Source organism: Streptomyces sp. NPDC026515 (genome assembly GCF_055567595.1).
Genome location: NZ_JBVHQD010000020.1, coordinates 98,138 through 116,020 on the forward strand (window position 1 = coordinate 98,138; position 17,883 = coordinate 116,020).

12 protein-coding genes are annotated in these 17,883 nt (G+C 71.7%); 7 read left to right on the forward strand and 5 right to left on the reverse strand.

Features of this window, described 5'->3' with window-relative positions; all coding sequences use genetic code 11:
- Positions 1-51: 51 nt before the first annotated feature.
- Both ACZ4O3_RS34170 and ACZ4O3_RS34175 read right to left on the reverse strand, forming a co-directional pair.
- Positions 52-3,849, reverse strand: a complete 3,798-nt coding sequence (locus ACZ4O3_RS34170; protein WP_467726004.1) for a S8 family serine peptidase — start codon at positions 3,847-3,849, stop codon at positions 52-54.
- Positions 3,850-4,098: 249 nt separating this feature from the next.
- The gene (locus ACZ4O3_RS34175) at positions 4,099-8,064 is read right to left on the reverse strand and encodes a S8 family serine peptidase (protein WP_467726006.1); all 3,966 of its coding nucleotides are present in this window, start codon (positions 8,062-8,064) and stop codon (positions 4,099-4,101) included.
- Positions 8,065-8,432: 368 nt separating this feature from the next.
- On the opposite strand from ACZ4O3_RS34175, the gene ACZ4O3_RS34180 reads away from it, so the two are divergent.
- The 3 genes from ACZ4O3_RS34180 (at position 8,433) to ACZ4O3_RS34190 (ending at position 11,317) form a co-directional block, all read left to right on the forward strand.
- A complete protein-coding gene (locus tag ACZ4O3_RS34180; protein ID WP_467726008.1) occupies positions 8,433-9,491 on the forward strand; it encodes a LuxR C-terminal-related transcriptional regulator in 1,059 nt (352 codons plus the stop codon).
- A gap of 398 nt (positions 9,492-9,889) precedes the next feature.
- The gene (locus tag ACZ4O3_RS34185) at positions 9,890-10,285 is read left to right on the forward strand and encodes a MerR family transcriptional regulator (protein WP_362723123.1); all 396 of its coding nucleotides are present in this window, start codon (positions 9,890-9,892) and stop codon (positions 10,283-10,285) included.
- A gap of 108 nt (positions 10,286-10,393) precedes the next feature.
- Positions 10,394-11,317 (forward strand): NADP-dependent oxidoreductase, encoded by a 924-nt coding sequence (locus tag ACZ4O3_RS34190; RefSeq protein ID WP_467726010.1) that lies wholly within the window; start codon positions 10,394-10,396, stop codon positions 11,315-11,317.
- 225 nt (positions 11,318-11,542) lie between these two features.
- Here the strand turns inward: ACZ4O3_RS34190 and ACZ4O3_RS34195 are convergent, their stop codons facing one another.
- Positions 11,543-11,821 carry an aquaporin gene (locus ACZ4O3_RS34195; protein ID WP_467726112.1) on the reverse strand — a complete coding sequence of 93 codons (279 nt, stop codon included), beginning with the start codon at positions 11,819-11,821 and terminating at the stop codon, positions 11,543-11,545.
- Between the two features lie 21 nt (positions 11,822-11,842).
- A complete protein-coding gene (locus ACZ4O3_RS34200) occupies positions 11,843-12,370 on the reverse strand; it encodes a hypothetical protein (protein WP_467726011.1) in 528 nt (175 codons plus the stop codon).
- Between the two features lie 626 nt (positions 12,371-12,996).
- Here ACZ4O3_RS34200 and ACZ4O3_RS34205 point away from each other — a divergent pair.
- The 3 genes from ACZ4O3_RS34205 (at position 12,997) to ACZ4O3_RS34215 (ending at position 15,961) form a co-directional block, all read left to right on the forward strand.
- Positions 12,997-14,937: an N-acetylmuramoyl-L-alanine amidase gene (locus ACZ4O3_RS34205; protein ID WP_467726012.1), complete on the forward strand. Its 1,941-nt coding sequence runs from the start codon at positions 12,997-12,999 to the stop codon at positions 14,935-14,937.
- A 203-nt stretch (positions 14,938-15,140) separates the two neighbouring features.
- Positions 15,141-15,452, forward strand: a complete 312-nt coding sequence (locus tag ACZ4O3_RS34210) for a hypothetical protein (RefSeq protein ID WP_467726013.1) — start codon at positions 15,141-15,143, stop codon at positions 15,450-15,452.
- Between the two features lie 290 nt (positions 15,453-15,742).
- Entirely contained in the window at positions 15,743-15,961 is a 219-nt protein-coding gene (locus ACZ4O3_RS34215) for a hypothetical protein (RefSeq protein ID WP_467726014.1), read from the forward strand.
- Between the two features lie 123 nt (positions 15,962-16,084).
- Here ACZ4O3_RS34215 and ACZ4O3_RS34220 read toward each other — a convergent pair whose 3' ends face one another.
- A complete protein-coding gene (locus ACZ4O3_RS34220) occupies positions 16,085-17,677 on the reverse strand; it encodes an amidohydrolase (RefSeq protein ID WP_467726016.1) in 1,593 nt (530 codons plus the stop codon).
- On the opposite strand from ACZ4O3_RS34220, the gene ACZ4O3_RS34225 reads away from it, so the two are divergent.
- On the forward strand, positions 17,676-17,849 hold the full coding sequence (locus ACZ4O3_RS34225; RefSeq protein WP_031179489.1) for a thiazolylpeptide-type bacteriocin: 174 nt from the start codon (positions 17,676-17,678) through the stop codon (positions 17,847-17,849). The two genes, ACZ4O3_RS34220 and ACZ4O3_RS34225, sit on opposite strands and share 2 nt — an antisense overlap.
- Positions 17,850-17,883 lie beyond the last annotated feature (34 nt).

Genomic DNA, 17,883 nt, shown 5'->3' on the forward strand with positions numbered 1-17,883 from the left:
CGGCCGGGGCCCGACGCCGCCGTAGGCGTGGGTCCCGGCCGCCCGCGTGGGTTACCTCAGGCCGAAGGCCCGGTTGACGGTCTGTCGGACACCACCGCCGTTCCGCTGCTCGGCCGTGACACGGATGGACACGAACTTCGCCCGGGCCGGTGCGCGGAGTCGGGCGTGCCACGAGCCCCCGTGGTCCTTCAGGGCCTGCGGATGCCAGGAGGCGCCGTCGTCGTAGGACACCTCCAGCCCGACCGAGGTGACGGCGTCCTTGGCGGCGTCGCTTCCGAGCACCACGGGGTCGACCGAGAAGTCCGAGGTGCGTGCCGCACGCCCCGCGCTGTCCAGGTCGGTTCCGTAGTCGAGTTGGGCGAGCGGGACGGCCTGATCCTCGGCGTTGCCGGAAACGAAGGTCCACTCCGTGTGCGTGCTGGAGGAGTAGGGGGTCAGGTCGGTGTTGCCCTGCGTGTCGGCGACGAGCCGGTACGGCAGTTTCCGGGGGGCCAGGTCGCCCACCCCGAAGTCGGGCCGTGGGCCGTTCCGCATGAGGAGCCGGTCGCCCTGGTAGAGCGCGAAGCTCCGGGACATCAGGCCCGTGTCACCGCTGTGGGCGGAACCTCCGTCACCGAATCCCGCGAGTGTGCCGCCCATGGCGTCTCCGACACGGTGCGGGACCTCGAAGCTGAGCATGCGCGGCCGGGTGATGGGGCCGAACCAGTTCTCGCCGTGCACGCTGCGCGGTCGATAGCCCGTGATGTCGGTGAAGGTCGACCAGCCGTCGATGGAGGCGTACTGCTGCCATCTGACACCGTTCCCGGCGGAGACCCAGTCGGTGCGGTGCCCGGGAGCCACGGGTTCCCGGGGGAACGGCGGAACGCGCGTGCCTCCGTACACCGAGTACGGGTAGGCAGCCGGCCAGTATTCGTACGACGGACTGTCTTCCCGGCTCTCGAGGATCTGCCGGCCGGCCGGCGGGGAGAAGGTGTTGTCGATGCGGGCGAGGCTGCCGGGGTCCGTGGCCGGCGAGGGGTCCCGCGGCACCCCTCCCTGGTGGTAGTCGGCCAGGTCGTACAGGTACGCCGGTGCGGGATGGGCCTCGACTGCCAGCACCGTCCTGCTCTTTCCCGCGGCGGTGAGGGCGCGGATCATGCGTTCTCCGTCGTCCCGGGTGACCGAGGCGACCGGGACGGGTCCGTTCGTGCGCTGGTCCGGATCGCCGTACCAGTCGTATGCGCGGCCGTCTCCGTCGTTGACGACGAGGAGCATGGCCGCCGACGCGGCTCGCGCCGCGGCCGCCTGGTCCGCCGGCGCCACCTTGTCACTGCCGCGGATGACGACGGCCTTGCCGCGGGCGTGCAGGCCTGTGTAGTCGGCGGGCGCGCCGTTGCCGGCGAAGACCGCGTCCACATGCGTGGAGCCGTTGCGGAACGGCGCGGACCCAGGCTGGACCAGCAGGGAGCCGTCCAGGCGGTGACCTCTGTACGTGATGGCGAGAGGCGTCTGCTTGGCACGGATCCGCGTGGTGAAGACGAAGCTTCCCCGGGTCACCTTGTCCTTGGTCGGAAGGGCCCAGAGGCTGTCGTACGCGGGTGAGGGCATGAGGATCTCGTGCAGCGCCCGGTCGTCGGCCGGCGTCGGCCGACCGGAGCTGAAGGAACGGTAGAGGTCGATCCGGCTGGTGCTGACGGAGGTCGGCTTGGGGGTCGCCACCTTGATCTGGCGGATGCGCGACGCGTCCAGGTCGACGTTCCGGTCCGACGTCAACTTCAGCTCGGGAACGGTGAGTACGGCGTATCCCAGGGAGTGCCGGCCGTTGCGGCCCGTCACGTCGAGGGTGGAGACGACGGTGTAGGAGCCGGGGGCCCAGCGGCTGGTGAGCGTGCCGTTCGGGACCCACATGACGGTCGTCCTCCCGTCGGCTCCCGTGATCTCGACCTCGCCGCTGACGGGCTTGCCCGCCCGGTCCTTCAGACGGACCGTCAGGTTGTGCTTCTCGGACTCGACGGACAGTCCCGCGGCGGTGTGCACGACGCCGGTCGCGAAGCCGGCGGTGACCTGGGCGGCGTACTGTCCGGGCGGCAGGCCGCGGGGGTCCGCGGTGACCGTCACCGTGGAGGTGCCGTGCGCGGGCACCGTGACCCGGTCGGCGGCGAGCGTGAACACTCCCGCGGGCGTGTCGCCGCGGTCCACCCCGAGTCGCAGGGGGATCGGGTGCCCGGTCGCGTTGGTGTAGACGATCTGCCGCTTCACCGGCTGCGGTTTCCGGTCCTTCGACCAGGGGATCAGTCCCGCGTCGACGGACCCGCTCGCGACCACCTGGTCCTGAAGGTACGCGGCGCCCACGTCCAGTCGTCCGGTACCGGCCTGGTAGGGGCTGTAATCCGGTGTCAGGACGCTGGTGCTCATCAGGGCGTCCTTGATCTGCCGGCCGGTCCAGGCGGGATGCTTCTGGGCCAGGAGCACCGCCGCTCCGGCGACATGGGGCGCGGCCATCGAAGTGCCACTGTCCGTACGGTAGTAGCCCTCACCCGAGCTCATCAGCTGTGAGCGGGCGGCCAGGACGTCCACCCCGGGGGCGGTGAGGTCGGGCTTGAGGGCGTCGTCGTTCATCCGGGGTCCCGCGCTGGAGAAGTCGGCGAGTTGGTCGGCGGCGTCCACCGCGCCGACGGTGAGCGCGGCGTCCGCCGTTCCCGGTGCGCTGACGCTGTACGGGGCGTTTCCGGAGTTGCCCGCGGCGATGACGAAGAGGGCGCCGGTCTCCGCGCTGAGCTGGTTGACCGCTTGGCTCAGCGGGTCGTCCTGCGTGTGCCACGCGGGCGTCCCCAGGCTCATGTTGATGACCTTGGCGTGCTCGGTCCGCGCCGCCCATTCCATGCCGGCGATGATGCCGGATATGGGCCCTGATCCGTTGTCGCCCAGGACCTTGCCGACGACCAGGTCTGCCCCGGGGGCGACTCCGCGTTCCTTTCCGCCGGAGGCTGCTCCGGTTCCGGCCACGGTGGACGCGGTATGGGTCCCGTGTCCGTTGCGGTCGGTGACGTCCTCTCCCTCGACGAAACTACGAGCCGCCACCACCCGGTCGGTCAGATCCGGGTGCGTGGCGTCCACACCCGAGTCCAGTACCGCCACCCGGACGCCCGCGCCGGTGCCACCCGCTGTCCACGCCGTGGGGGCGCCTATCTGTGCCGTGGTGTCGGCGAGGTCCGCTCGCGCCCTGCCGTCGAGCCACACCTTGTCGACTCCCGCCGCGAAGGACGGTCCCGTCGCTCCGCTGGAACTCGCGTCGTTCTGTGCCGCCGATCGCAGGGAGGCCTGCCCGCCGGTGCCGGTCAGGGTGTCCCAGAAGACAGGTGTCTTCGACCGTCGAGCCTCGACAGCCTCCGCGTGGACGGACGGGAGGACCAGGGTCGTCCGCGCACCCGGCAGCGGGCTGTCGGACCGCAGCCGCCCGCCGGGAGCGGCGCCCCCGGCGGGAGAGCGCACGACGATCAACGGGAGGGCGGTCCGATGGGCGTCGTCGTAGCCCTGGGCGATCAACTGGGTGATGTCGAAGAGCTGCTTGTCGAGCCGTCCGGCTGCGATGTACGGCATGGCTCTGTCGGGATACACGAAGGTGTCCCGACCCTCGATGGCGACGCGGGCGGATCCGTCCGCTCCCGCGACACCCGAGACGTCGTCCACCGACACCGATCCGTCGGGCTGCTGAGTCGCCGTCACCTTGTCGCCGGTGATCAGCGTCACCGTGACCGGCACGCCCCGCGCCGCGGAGGCATCGGCGCCGACGGCTTGCGCGGCCGGACGAGGGGTCGCGCCGTGGGCGACCCCGGGGGCGGTCAGGGCGGCGGCGAGAACTGTCGCCACCAGAGCGCCTGATCTTCGCGCGGACGGAGAATGCACATTGCCTCCTGGATGATTGATGGGCCGGAGCCGATCAGTTCCACCCCGCGCCGCGGGGCGCCCGCCGGTACGGCGGGACCTCGCGGCGCGGGATGTGGTGTGTGTCGGGCCGAAGCGGACAGTGCTGCGGCGCGGGCGTGTCCTGGACGTGGCCCTGTCTGCCCGAGACGTGTGGGCCTGCCGGGGGTTTCAGGACCTGCCCTGGTTCGGACGTCAGTAGGAGAACTGCTCCAGCCCCGTGCCCCAGCCGTTCACGACCCACCCGGTGCGGGTGTGCGGATCGAGGAAGAGTCCCTGACGGCCGGTGAAGTCGAAGTTGGAGCCGGCGACGGTGGAGTCCACGAGGTTGGCCACCGCGTGGCGTGCCAGTACCTTGCCGGTCGCCGGGTTCAGCACGGTGATCTCGCTCATGGCGTTGTTGTCGGTCTCGACTCCGCTCTCGTAGAGGCTCGCTTCCACGACGACCCGGTGGGTGCTGTCGAGGGCCGGCCAGACCGGACCGTGGGTGCCGGTGTCGACCGCGGCGGACGGGGTCAGCGTCTTCTGGTCGGCGGTCAGCCAGGTGCTGGTGGGGAATTCGCCGCCTTCGGGGTTGGGCTGGGCGGCACCGACGGCGGCGTAGACCTTGTCGCCCCTGCCGTCGGGCAGCAGTGCCGAGACACACAGCGGCAGCGAGGTGACGGGTGTGACGGTACCGGTGCTGAAGTTCGCGCCGACCGCGCCGTAGGGGACGCGGCCGCCCAGGCACGGGCCCATCGTTCCGCCGGTGGCGACGAAGACCTCGCCGGTGGAGGCGTCCACCGAGACGTTGTTGTAGGAGCGGTACAGGTTGTCCGGGTTGAGTGCCAGGGACTCACCGACCCGTCCGGTGTTCATGTCGACCGGCCAGATGCGGCTGAGGCCGCGGTCGGGTTCGTAGGTGGTGACCAGGCCGCGGTGGCGCGACGTGTCCACCGTGCCGCCCTCCAGGTAGGCGTTGCCGCTGATCAGGTCGGAGAGCGCGGTGACCTTCACCGGGGCGCCGGTCGCGGGGTTCTCCACGTCGATCGAGGCGTTCGAGCCGGCGAACGGGGTGTGGACGATCAAGGCGTGGCCGCTGGCCGGGTCCGTGCCGAGTACCTCCTGCATCGTCTGCCCGTCGGTGGACTCGGCGAAGGCGGCACCGGCGGTGCCGGTGGAGAGGTCATAGCCGGTGGTGGCGGAACGGTCCAGGTGGTACACCTCGTCGCCACCCGTCAGGGTGAAGGCGTCGGTGGAGATCAGCGCCTTGCCGCCGGAGACGGTGAAGCTCTCCACGGTGCCGGCGACCTGGTCGCCGTCGCGGTACTGCAGGAAGGACGTCGGGGACGCCTGACCGATCGCTGAACCGTGCCGGGTCGCGAGCACCCGCACCGGGTACTGCAGTCCGGTCGGCAGTTTGAGCGCCGACAGGTCCAGCACGGCGTGGCCCTTCACCGCGGGCAGCCTGACCGTGAGCGTGGACGGGTGGTTGAAGCCGTCGTCGTCGCGGTGACTTCCGTTCTGGTTGGTGGCGGTGTTCAGCGAGCCGTAGAGCGTGGGCCCGGGCGACATCACCTCGAACACGGCGCCGTCCGCGCCGGATACACCGGTCGCGTCCCAGTTCACGGTCGCCCTCGGCGCGCTACGGGCGGTGTCGGCGGCGTGCGCGCGGGTGTAGCCGCCGGTGGTCAGCAGCGGGGCGTCGGGCCGTTCGCCGGCGTCAGGCCCGACGCGCAGGGCGCGGAAGTCGCCGTAGACGGGGAGTACCCCGTACAGGTCGGCCTGCTGGATGCCGACGCCGTAGAGCCCGGCGCCGCCTGCCGTGAAGGCGGATGCGGGGATCGTCACGGTGCCCTTGGTGCGGGTGAGGGGGGTGGACCACTGGACGTTGAAGTCGTCCACCGCCGCGCTGGGCGTGTAGTGGCCGACGGAGGAGAGCACCAGGCGCGGGCTGTCCAGATCGCGGACGCCGGTGAGGTCGTAGGAGACGGTGACGGACCGGCCGAGCGGGGTGGTACCGGGGGCCGCCGGGGCGAGTGCCTGTGCATAGGTGGCGTCGTCGGCGAGGAAGGTCAGACGCTGTGAGAGCCCTCCGACCACCTTGCCGCCGCGCAGCGCCTGGAAGGTGACGGGCACACTGCGGGTGGTGTCGGAGGCGAGCGGCAGCCCGGCGGCGCCCAGCAGCTGGGCGGGCATGAGGCGCAGGCTCGGCGTCCTGCTGGTGAAGACGCCCTTGTCGCCGACCTTCACCCGGTAGGTCAGGCCGCTGCGGTCGCCGGTCATGTCCAGGCCGAGGGTGATCGGCGAGACGGCGTTCTGGCCCGAGGGCGTGCCGTTGCCGTCGGCGGGACCGGACAGGTCGATCGCCGTGGGGTCGGTGGACTCGGTGAACGCGGTGCCGGACTGCGTGGGCAGCAGCTGGCGCTGAGCCACCGACAGCCGCACGGGCCGGGGCGCGATGCGGTAGCGCTTGGCGAGGACCTTCTCCACGGCGCGGGTCACATCCAGCTGGGTGCCCATGGCGAGTGGCTGGTCGGCCTGCGGGGGCTGGGTGATGGAGTTGCCCGTCGAGACGAGCAGGTCCCGGACTTGACGTGGCGTCAGGTTCTGGTGGGTCGCCTTGGCGGCCTGGAGCACGTCGGCCACGGCGGCTGCGATCTCGGGGGCCGAGGCGGAGGTACCGCCGTTCAGAACGACCTCGACGTCCTGCGCTGTGCAGGGGCTGGAGGTGCACACGTGCATCAGGGACGGCAGGTTGTCGCCGGGGGCGGCGAGGTTGACGCGGGTCCCGAAACCGGAGGAGTAGGCGGCGGAGCCGTTGTAGCGGGTCGTCGGGTAGACGCCCCGCCGGGGGTCGGCGGAACTCAGCGTGTCGTCGGCGGTGGTGGCGCCTGCCGCGATGACGCCGCTGTCGACCACCTTCGAGGGTGTGGTGGTGGGCTCCACGTCGTCGATGTCGGTCTGGGTGCTCGCCTTGGTGGTGGTGTCGGTGGGGGTGCTGCCGCCGTCGGGGCCGACGGAGACGGGCAGGGCGAGCCGGGTGCCGTCGTTGGAGGAGACGACCACGGCGATGCCGGACCTCACGATGGAGGTCAGGGTGGCCCGGATCGTCGGATCGTCCTCCAGGTAGCGGCCGGGGAAGCCGATCGACTCGTCGGTGCCGAAGCCGAGGCTGGCGGTGATCACGCTCGGCCGGGGCTTCTGGTTCGCGGCGGCTTTCAGCGCGGCGGTGATGCCCTCGTAGCTGGCCTCCTGCGGCACGACGAGGCGGTACTGGGCGCCGGGGGCTATGCCGAGCAGGTCGGTGGCGCCGCTGCCGGTGGCGCCGGGGCGCTGCCGGTCGTGCGGCAGTGGGGCCATCATCGAGAAGTCGAGGAGCACCTCGCCGAGGTTCGGGTCCTGGCCCTCGGTCGAGCCGAGGGGGTCGAGCTTGGCATCGTTGTCGGCCGTGTAGGTCGGGATGAGGGGCATCGACGGCTCGTCGAGGTAGCGCCGGCCGTTCTTGACGACGGTGGTGGGACCGTACGTGCGCACGTAGTCGTCACCGTTGTCGGCCATCGACTGGTCGGTGAGGTCGCCGATGGAGACGTTGGTGACGATCTGTCCGGTGCCGGGCAGGGCGTGCAGATAGGTGTCGGCGTCCGCGAAGGCGCCGGCGGCGTCCACACCCTGGGCGTTGAGGTAGGACTGGAAGGACGTGCTGAGGCCGTCGTTGGCGGGCAGGCCCGTGGTCGGGCCGGGCCGGGGTGCCTTGCGGGCGTCCTGTCGCAGCACGGCCTTGGCGGCCGCGGGCAACTTCACGGGGCCGGTGTTCATCGGCTGCACGGGTGCCTGCTGGGCGGAAGTCCCTTGCTTCGTGCGGAGGGTGTACGGGGTGGCGCGGCTGAGCCGGGCGCGTGCGGTGAGCGCGGTGGCGGACGGGCTGAGCGTGGCACCGAGTCCGGTTCGGCCGGCCGAGCGCGGCACGGGGAAGGCGCGGGTGCGGCCCTGCGGGTCGGTGAGAGTGCCGGTGCCGTCGTCGGCCCAGGCCACCTTCGAGCCGTCCGCGAGGGTCAGGCTGTGGCGTGCGGGCGCGGTCGGTGCGGGGCCGTCGGCGGGCGCCGCGACGGCTGGGCCGGCCGCCACCAGGGGGACCAGCAGAGCCAGCGCGGCGGCTGCCTGTCTTACTTGTCGGTGCATCAATGTGCTCCTTGCGCGCGAGGACTTCGGGGGCGGCGCGGGTGCGGGTCTGCCGGCGCTGGCAGTTCCTGCCGGTCCCCGCCGCCGCGGAGCGCCCGGGCCGTCGGGGCTGGTGTGGCGGTGTACGGAGTGCGCGGCAGAAGGTGCTGATCACCATGTGACGGGTGCGCCGACGCGGACAAGGAAATACCGGTGCGGCTGAGCGCAGTTGCGCTTTGGCGCGATGCGGGAGCGGCGTGCCGAAGGGCAGTTGGTACCGGTGTGCAGTGGTTGGGGGAGCTTTGCGGACCCGGTCGTGACGGGATGGGAGCGCTCCCTCGGTGGACCGGAGCGCGCGGTACGGGGTTAAGATCGCTGCACTCCCACCGGTGAACGACAGCAGGGGCCGCCCGATGCCCGCGGAGCCGCAGGTGCCGCAGATCCCGCAGGTGCCCTGGAGTGGCCTGGGGCTGCCGCCGCTGGCGGGGAGGATCCTGGAGTACCTGGTCGGGCACCCGGAGACGGCTCCCGGCGAGGCGGCGGCGGCCCTGGGCGCCTCGACGTCCGCCACGGCCCGGGCCCTTCGGCTGCTGGAGTCCGAACTGCTCGCCGTCCGGGTCAGTGGACGCGCGGGCCGCTGGAGCGCCAGCCCGCCGCGCCCGGCGCTCGGCAGCCTCCTGGCCCGCCGCCGCGAGGAGCTGGCGCATCTGGAGACGCACGCCGAGCTGCTGCACGAGATGCACATCTCGGCTACCAACCACCGTTTCGCTTCGGACCAGTTCGAGATCCTCGCCACCGAGGAACGGGTCACCGCGCGCTACGCCCATCAGCTGCGAGCGGCCCGGCACGAGGTGCTGCACCTGGTGATGCCGCCGTACGTGGCGGCGGTCGACGGGGTGCCGGACAGGCTGACCGTGCAAGCGGCGGCGATCCGCACGGGAGTCCGCTTCCGGTCGGTGTACGACAGCGACACCCTCACCGACGAGATATCGCTGGAGACCGCGCGGCGTGGCGTCGAGATCGGTGGCGAGGTGCGGTTGTCCAGCGGCTTGCCGATGAAGCTGGTGATCTTCGACGGCACCACCGCGATCATGCCCTTGCGGCGGGACGACGCGGCGGCCGGCTCGCTGCTGGTCCACTCCGCGACACTGCTGCACGTGCTGGCCGCGCTGTTCGAGAGCCTGTGGGCGCACGGGGTGCCCTGGGGGCAGGAGGGCCGTCCGGTGCCGCCGGCGCCCGCCTCCGACACACCGAACCCGCGGGCACGCGAGGTGCTGCGGCTGCTCTCGCTCGGCATGAAGCAGGAGTCGATCGCCCGCACGCTGGGGGTGAGCCGGCGCACGGTGCAGAAGGACATCAGCGACATCGGCACGGCGTTGGGCGCGCGCAACCACTTCCAGATCGCGCTGCTCGCGCAGGAGCGCGGCTGGCTGGCTCCGGGCGGGTGAGTTTGCCCCTCCGGGAGCCGCCGTTCGGGCGGTCGGGAGGCGCAGCGGACACCGGCGATCACCGTGCCCGGCGCCTCGACCCGCTGCCAGCTCCCGCCCCTCGTCGCCGCGGGTGGAGCCGCACATGAGGGGGCCCACGGCCACGCTCACCTGCGGCAAGGGCCGCCCTCAAGAGCCGGCGTCTCCCGCGGAAGCTCCTCCGCGGGGCGCATGGTGGTCCACCTCGCAGATCCCGGTTTCCGTCAGGGCCCGCGCCCGACAGCGATCTGCCCTCAGCCACAGGCCGGCCGCAAAAAGGCCGGCCGGCGATTCCGTCGGGGCCGCGTGACGCTGTGCGCGAGCCTGCGTGACCCGTCGGGCGGCCTGGGCGTGAGGCGCGCGGGCGTAGGCTCCCGGGCATGAGAATTGGTGAGCTGTCCAGGCGCACGGGGGTGAGTCCCCGCTCGCTGCGGTACTACGAAGCTCAGGGCCTGCTGACCAGCGCACGCTCCGACGCCGGCCAGCGTCACTATCCCGATGCCGCGGTCCAGCGTGTGTCGCTCATCAGGCAACTGTTCGATGCGGGTATGTCCAGCCGGGTGATCGCGACGGTGCTGCCGTGCGTAGAGACTCCCGCCGACCCGGACACCGTCGAGCTGGCGTTCGCGGTGATGACGCGTGAGCGGGACCGGATCGATGCCGACATCGTGCGCCTGGTCGAGACCCGGGACGCGCTCGATGCGCTGATCGAGGCCAACACCCGGCACCGGGCGGAGCTCTCGACGGCTCCAGGAACGGTGGCACGGCCGGCCTGATGCTGTGACCTGCGTCTCAACCGGTTGCCCCTGACATCGGTGTGAGAGGTGAGGATGCCCGTACGGCCTGGGAATCACCCGGGGCGGTCACACTTAAGGCGGCAGCACATGGGGCAGGCGTGGGGTTTCGTCAGGTACGGCGGGCCCGAGGTGCAGGAGTTCTTCGATCGTCCCGATCCCGTTCCCGGGCAGGGTGAGGTGCTGATCCGGGTCGAGGTCGCCGGCGTGAATCCGCTCGACCACCTGCTGCGCGAGGGTCTGGTCTCCGGGCTCGACGGCGGGCGTCCGTTTCCTCGCGTACTGGGCATGGAGGCAGCAGGAACCGTCCTCGCCCTGGGCGAGGACGTCGACGGGCTCGAGGTGGGTGACGGGGTCTTCGGCTTTGCCCTGACCGGTGGCGGCACCTACGCCGAGACGACCGTGCTGTCCGCGTCGAACACCGCACGTATCCCGGATGGCCTGTCCATGACCGTGGCGGCCACGCTGCCGGTGGCGGGGACGACCGCGGTGGATGTGCTCGACCAACTCGGTCTCCCGGCCGGTGCCGCAGTCCTGGTCAACGGGGTCGGCGGCGGGGTCGGCCTCGCCGTCGCCCGGCTGGCCGCCGAGCGCGAGCTGCGCGTGATCGGCACAGGCAGTAGCGCGAAGCGTGAGCACGCCGAGGCCGCCGGGGTGCGGTTCATCGACTACACCGCCGGGGACGTCGTCGCCGCGGCACGCGACCTGGTCCCGGACGGCTTCGACGGGATCGTCGACATGGTCGGAGGCACCTCGCTGCGGACGGTCGCTCCTCTGGCGCGGGATCCCCGCAACGTCATCGCTGTGGGTGACATGTCCGTGCCCGAGCTCGGTGGGCGTTTCGTCGAGCGTCGCCTCGACCGCGAGAACCTGGAGCGGTCGGCCCGGCTGGCCCTCGACGGAGTCCTCGCGCCCGTGATCACCGCGGTCCATACGCTCTCCGACGCCCCGGCTGCCCTCGCCACCGTCGAGAACGGTCACACTTCGGGCAAGGTCGTCATCAAGGTGGCATGAGAAGTGCCCGGCCTGCCGACGCCAGGAACGAGCCGCACCCAGGAGGGCCCTGCTCTCGTACGGTTGCTGGGAACAGACACGTGGCACGGGGGAACGCTCGGCCCCGCGATCACGGCCTGGCGATGCACGCGGCGGCGTCCGCGTGAGCCGGAGAAGGACGCGTCCCGCGCGACGGGGCCCGCCCGGCCCGCCCCTGCGGCGGGCCCGGCGGGGCCGGACTCCCGCCTAGGGCGGTGAACCGCCGGTCACCACCGTGTGGGCACTGGTCGCCGGGCGGGTGCAGCCGATCTCCGGGGGCGGCGCCACCTGGGTCCGCAGGTCCAGGACGTCACCGATGGGGAGGTCGTGGACCAGGACTGCGATCACGCCGCCGAGGAGGGGTGCGCCGAGGGGCACCCAGAAGCAGTCGCGGAAGGAACCGGGTTGAGTGCCCGGTGAAGCGAGTTCCCCCCAGCCCGTGGCCCAGGCGAACACGCGTGGGCCGAGAACACGCGCGGGGTTGATGGCGTAGCCCGCGTTCGCGCCCTACGGCAGGCCGATGGCGGCGACCGCGAATCCGACCACCTGTGCGGCGACGTAGGGCATGACCGTGCGCCAGGGGAACCGAAGCTCGTCGTGGCTCCCGCGGTCCGGCCCGAACCCGGCAAGCAGTGGACGACCGTCCCACGGTCGTGGCCGACGACGGCACGTCACCTGGCCCGACATGTCACCCAGGAGCCACGAGGGCAGTTGGGACTCCCGTCCGTGCGCCCGTCCCGGTTCCGGCGTCGGGGCGGACTGCTCGGCGAATGTCTCGCCGAGTTGCTCGGAGCCGGGGCGGTACGGGAACCGTGTGACCCGGTGCGGAAGTCCGCGTTCGACATCGCTGCGCTGCTGACGTCCCGCCGCGAGGAGCTGTTGCGCGACGTGCTGCTGCGTCGGACGGTTCGCCGCGGCCCAGGAGGCGTCCACCTGATCTTTGAACTCCGCGTCCGGTGGCAGCGTGGCGAGGTCGACGAAGTGGTTGACGTCCTTGATGGTCTGCAGGTGGAAGGACGCGATGCGCGACGCCAACGCATCGACGAACCGGTCGAGTTCGGCGTCGGGAAGGCACGGTTCACGTGTCCGTGCTGCTCGGCCCGCACCCCGTCCAGGTCGAGGCCGTAGTAAGGGATCGCGAACGTGCGGCCCCGCCCCACCGGCCCGGGCGGGCGAAACGCGTGTCGGCGGCGAGCAGGAACTCGCTGCCTGCGCCTCGTGCGGTACCCCTGCCGCGTTCCCGCAGCGCCGCAGCCTTCGGTGCGGCGGGTCGGCTCCGCTGCGGCGAGGACCCCCTCAAGACCTTCACATGTTCGTAGCCGGACCGCTACGTGCTTCCGTGCATGCACCACATATACTGATTGCATCGTCAAGTAAACGTTCCGTGGTGCCTTGCCGCGGGGCGCCTCGGTCATGGGGCGGCGGCCCGCCCGGCAACGTGGCCGGTGCGGTCGTCTCGTCCCTGGATCTGCGACGACGGCCCTCCGGAGCTACTGGTCCGGGCGGGCCGCACGCGTTGGAACAGGCTCGACAGCAGGTGGCCGGTCAGTTGTCTCGACCGGCCGTCGAGGGCTCCGGCATACGTGGGCTTCGCCGGCGACCTGATCAGCGGTGTGCTCAACGACCTTCAACTTCTGAGTTCCCGTAAAGGACCAAGCACCTTGCACAAGAGGAAGACGCGGCGGAGGGTGTTCGTCGCCATCGCGGTCGGCACGCTGGCCGCGGGCGGCCTGGCCGTTCAGCCACTTAGCGCGCTGGCCGACACGAGCGCCACCGCGAGCAGTTCGGGCGACACGCGCCAGCAGGACTTCACCTCCGCAGCCGCCGAGTACCACGTTCCGTCGAGCGTCCTGCTCGGCCTGGCGTACCAGGAGTCGGCCTGGGAGTCGCACGGGGCGCAGGCCAGCGCGGACGGCGGCTACGGGCCCATGCACCTCACCGATGTGACCCCGGCCATGATGGCCACCGGTGACGCGGGGGCGGTCGGGCGCAGCGACCTGAAGTCGATGGCCGCGAACCCGGCGCTGCACACCCTGCAGGCCGCCGCGAAGCTGACCGGCCTGTCCGAGGACGCGCTGCGCAAGGATCCCGCGGCGAACATCCGTGGCGGCGCGGCCCTGCTGGCCTCGTACCAGAAGCAGGTCGTGGGCGGCGCTCCGGAGGACCCGTCCCAGTGGTACGGCGCTGTCGCGCGCTACAGCCAGTCGCCCCGGAAGCAGGACGCGAAGGTCTTCGCGGACCGCGTGTTCTCCACCATGCGCAGCGGCATGGGCGTCACCACCAAGGACGGCCAGCGGGTCCGGCTCGATGCGGCGCCCTCGGTGAGCCCTGCTCTCGCGCAGGTGGACCGGCTCCACCTGAAGAACGCGGCGACCACCGACACCGAGTGTCCGCCGGCCGTGCCGTGCACCTTCGTGCCCGGATCCCAGGCGGGACTGCAGGTCTCCGACCGCCCGGCCAACGGCATCAAGATCGACACCATCGTCATCCACGACCTGGAAGGCACGTACGACTCCGGCGTCGCCAGTCTGGCCAACCCGGCCAACGGCGTGTCGACGCACTACGTCATGCGGTCCTCGGACGGCGCGGTGACGCAGATGGTGCCCACCAAGGACATCGCCTTCCAGGCGGGCGACTACTCCACGAACCTGCACTCCATAGGCATCGAACACGAGGGCTACGCCGCGCAGGGCGCCACCTGGTACACGGAAGCCCAGTACCAGTCCACGGCCTACCTCGTGCAGTACCTGGCTCACCGGTTCGACATCCCGCTGGACCGCCAGCACATCCTGGGCCACGACGACGTCGCGGGGCCGAGCCTGTCCGGTGTCCGCAATCAGCACTGGGACCCGGGGCCGAGCTGGGACTGGGACCACTTCATGAAGCTGGTCGGTGCGCCGCTCAGCGGGATACGTGCCACCGCGCCCGTGGGCTCGGTCGTGACCATCGACCCGGTCTTCGACACCAACGTGCAGACGGTCCGGGTGTGCCCGGTCGACGACCCGACCGGTGCGACCCCCTCCTGCACGGAGCGGGAGCAGAAGTCGAACTCCGTCTACCTGCGCACCGCTCCGGACGCGGCGGCTCCGCTCTTCGGTGACCAGGCGATCCACGGCACGGCCGCGGGCACGGACGAGATCAGCGACTGGGGCAGCACGGCGCAGGCAGGTCAGCAGTTCGTCGTCGCCGATGAGCAGGGCGAGTGGACCGCGATCTGGTACAGCGGTGCCAAGGTGTGGTTCTACAACCCCGACGGCCAGAACACCAAGCAGGTCTACGGTGTGAAGGTCATCAGCCCCGCCGGCACCGCGCCGGTGTCCGTCTACGGGACGAGCTACCCGGACGCTTCGGAGTACCCGGCCGGTCTGGGCGCCTCGACGCAGGCCCCCATCAGCGGGTACAGCATTCCCGCCGGTCAGGCGTACGTGGCCACCCAGGCGCCGTTCGCGACGGTCGACTACTTCAAGACCAGCGGCACGGTCGTCACGGGTGCGAAGACGATGTACACCATCCAGTTCAACCACCGTGTGGCCCTCGTGTACTCCGGCGATGTCACCGCGACCACCGCGGTCCATCACTGGGAGGACGGGGCCACGGGCTGACAGTCCCCGCGCCGGCGGCAGCGGTGGGGGAGCGGGTTCAAGACCCGCTCCCCCTCGCACTGTGGCGGCGGGACGACGCTTGATCAGACCGTGCAGACCCGGGCCTCGCACACCTGCCGCAGGGGGTCGTGATCGGCTGGAGCCGCGGCCCGGCGGACCAGGACGCCGTCGTGCCATGCCCATGGTGAATCTTCAGGAAGCTGATGGACGAGCAAGCAGGCCTTCGCGATGTTCCGGCGTCGGCGGCGGGAGCACGTACGACGGCCGGCCGCGGGACCGTCGTGGTGACGGCGGACTCCTGTTTCCGTATCGACTCACTGACCAAGATCTTCACCTCCACGGCGCTGATCCGGACGCTGTGGGACAAAGGCGTCCCGTTGAGCACGCCCGCCGTCGAGCTGCTTCCCGGTCTCGCGCCGGACTGGCGGCCGATGAGCGCCTCACCGTCGAGCAGATCCTGGGACAGGTCTCCGGCCTGCGCGAACCGGTGGACCCGGCAACCGCGAGAGGTCTGAGCGAGGGGGACGGCGCGCTCCTGGTAGCTGCCGGGCCCGTGGTGCGTGCGGCCAACGAGCGGGAGCCCGTCGCGCGCTGGTCCTCTTACAACGGCACTGCTTCCTGGCCGGCTCGATCCTTGCGACCCTCAGCGGTACGACGTTCGAGGACGCGTTGAAGGGAAGCCTCCTCGCCCCGTGGGCCCTTGCCCGGACAGGTTTCGACACCTCGGCGGCATCGGCGAGGGCCTGCTCGTGGACCGGACTCTCCTGAAGGAGATCCTCGTCCGCGCACTCGGTCCGACGACCCCGTGGCCTACGGGCTCGGACGGGCGCTCGGGCCGTCGGGCCAGATGTATCTCAACGGACGGCTGCCCGGCTATCGCCGCCCTGGCCCTGGTCCTGGTCCTGGTTTTGGACCAGGACCACGTGAGAGCGCCCTGCCCGCCCCGGCACGACTGCTCGGCGACATGCAGCAGCGCCTGACCGTCGACGACCTCGCCCGAGCGATCGACGACTTCGCCGCCTGAGCGAGCACGAGGAGCAGTCCACGAGGCCACGGGCCCGTCACCGGGCAGTCCGCACGCAGGACCGCCCCGACGACCCACCGTACGGCGACTCACATCTGTCCGGCCGAGGCCGGTCGCCGTACGTCACCGGCCGGTCCCCGAGGCCGTATCGTCCCTGGCCGTCGTCGGTCGTACCTCCTCACCGTCCGGACCCCGTCCAAGCCGTGCCAGGGCACCCGTCACAAGGGCGGCCGTGCCGGTCTCCAGCGTGAGGCGGACGCTCGGCAGGTAGCGGGGCGAGTGGTTCGCGGGCAGGGCCCGGAGTTTCTGCGCGGCACCGGTGCCGGGCGCGGCCGACCACTGCGCGGGTCCGGTGGAGCCGAGCATCCAGTAGGCGCCGCGGATTCCGGGCCGCCCGTGGAGATGGGCACCGGCGCCGGTCAGGAGCGGGAAGTCCTCGGTCGCGGTGGCGCCCGGCCACCCGGTGACCCGGCCGGCTCCGAAGCGCGCCCGGTGGGCGTCGCGGACGGCGGCGGCGACCTCCGGGTCGGGGAGCGTGACACCGGAACGGGTCACCGGGGTGACGGTGACGCGGGGTGGCAGGGCGGCGGCCGAAGCCTCGGCGCGGACCACCCGGTGCACGGCGGCGACGGCCCGGTCGAGGGCGGTCTCGGTGAACGCCCTTGCGGTGACGTGCAGTTCGGCGCGAGAGGCGATGACGTTCCCGGCATGCCCCGCGTTACCCGTGCGCAGCGAGGACGCCGTGACGACGAGCCGTTCCGCGGGATCGGCCTCGCGGGCCGCGACGGACGCGAGCCGCGTCACGACACCGGCGGCGGCCAGCAGCGGGTCGGCGGTGAGATGCGGGGTGGCGGCATGGCCGCCGTCGCCTTCGAAGACCACCTCCAGCGTGACGCTGCCGGCCAGCACGGGCCCGTCGGCGTGCGCCACCATGCCGGCCGGGAAGGGCGCGGTGTGCTGGGCGAGGACCTCGTCGGGCGGGGTGATCCGCTCGTACAGGCCGTCCTCCAGCATGGCCCGGGCGCCGCTGAGTGTCTCCTCGGCGGGCTGTCCGACGACGAGGAGTGTGCCGCGCCAGCGGTCGCGGCGGGAGGCGAGCCAGCGGGCCGCCGCCGCCGCGCACGCGAGGTGGGCGTCGTGCCCGCAGGCGTGCATGACCGGGACCCTGCCGCCGTCCGGGCCGGGCACGGTGACGGTGCTCGCGTAGGGCACGCCGGTGTCCTCGGCGACGGGCAGGGCGTCGAGTTCGGCACGCAGGAGTACGGCGGGACCGTCGCCGTTGCGGAGCTCGGCGGCCACGCCGTGACCGCCCACCTCACGCAGGACGCGGAAGCCGTCCGACGCCAGCCAGTCGGCGAAGCGGCCCGCCGTGCGGCGCTCGGCTCCGGAGAGTTCGGGATGGCGGTGCAGGTCGAGGTACAGCTCCGCGGTGGGCGTCAGCAGCGCGGCGAGGCCGGGGGCGGTGATGTCTGCGGCGGGGACGGGGCGGCCGAGGTTCGGGCCGGCGTCGGGTCTGTGCCGGTGGTCGCTCATGTGCGGTCTCCTGGGATGGGTGTCAGCGGGGTGACAGCGGACGGCGAGGGTGGTGACGGCCGCGCCGCGTAGAAAAGGATGTGCCGCAAGTCCCCGACTTTCAGGGGGCGTTCGGCGCACCACCGGGTGGAGCCGTCCCGTTCCGCCCGGCGTCGGGTCCCGCGTACCAGAAGGAGTCGTCATGGCTGACAACACCCTTGCCTCTCTCGCCCAGGAGATCCTGGACCTCGAGTCCGAGACCTTCGAGATCACGGACTACTCGGACGCCAGCGAGGTCATGCTCGGCTCCTCCACGAGCTGCTCCTCGACGAGCACCTGCTCCAGCACCACCAGCACCACCTCCTGCACCGCCTGACGTTCCCCGTCCGGCCGCGAGGGTCCCCGGCGCT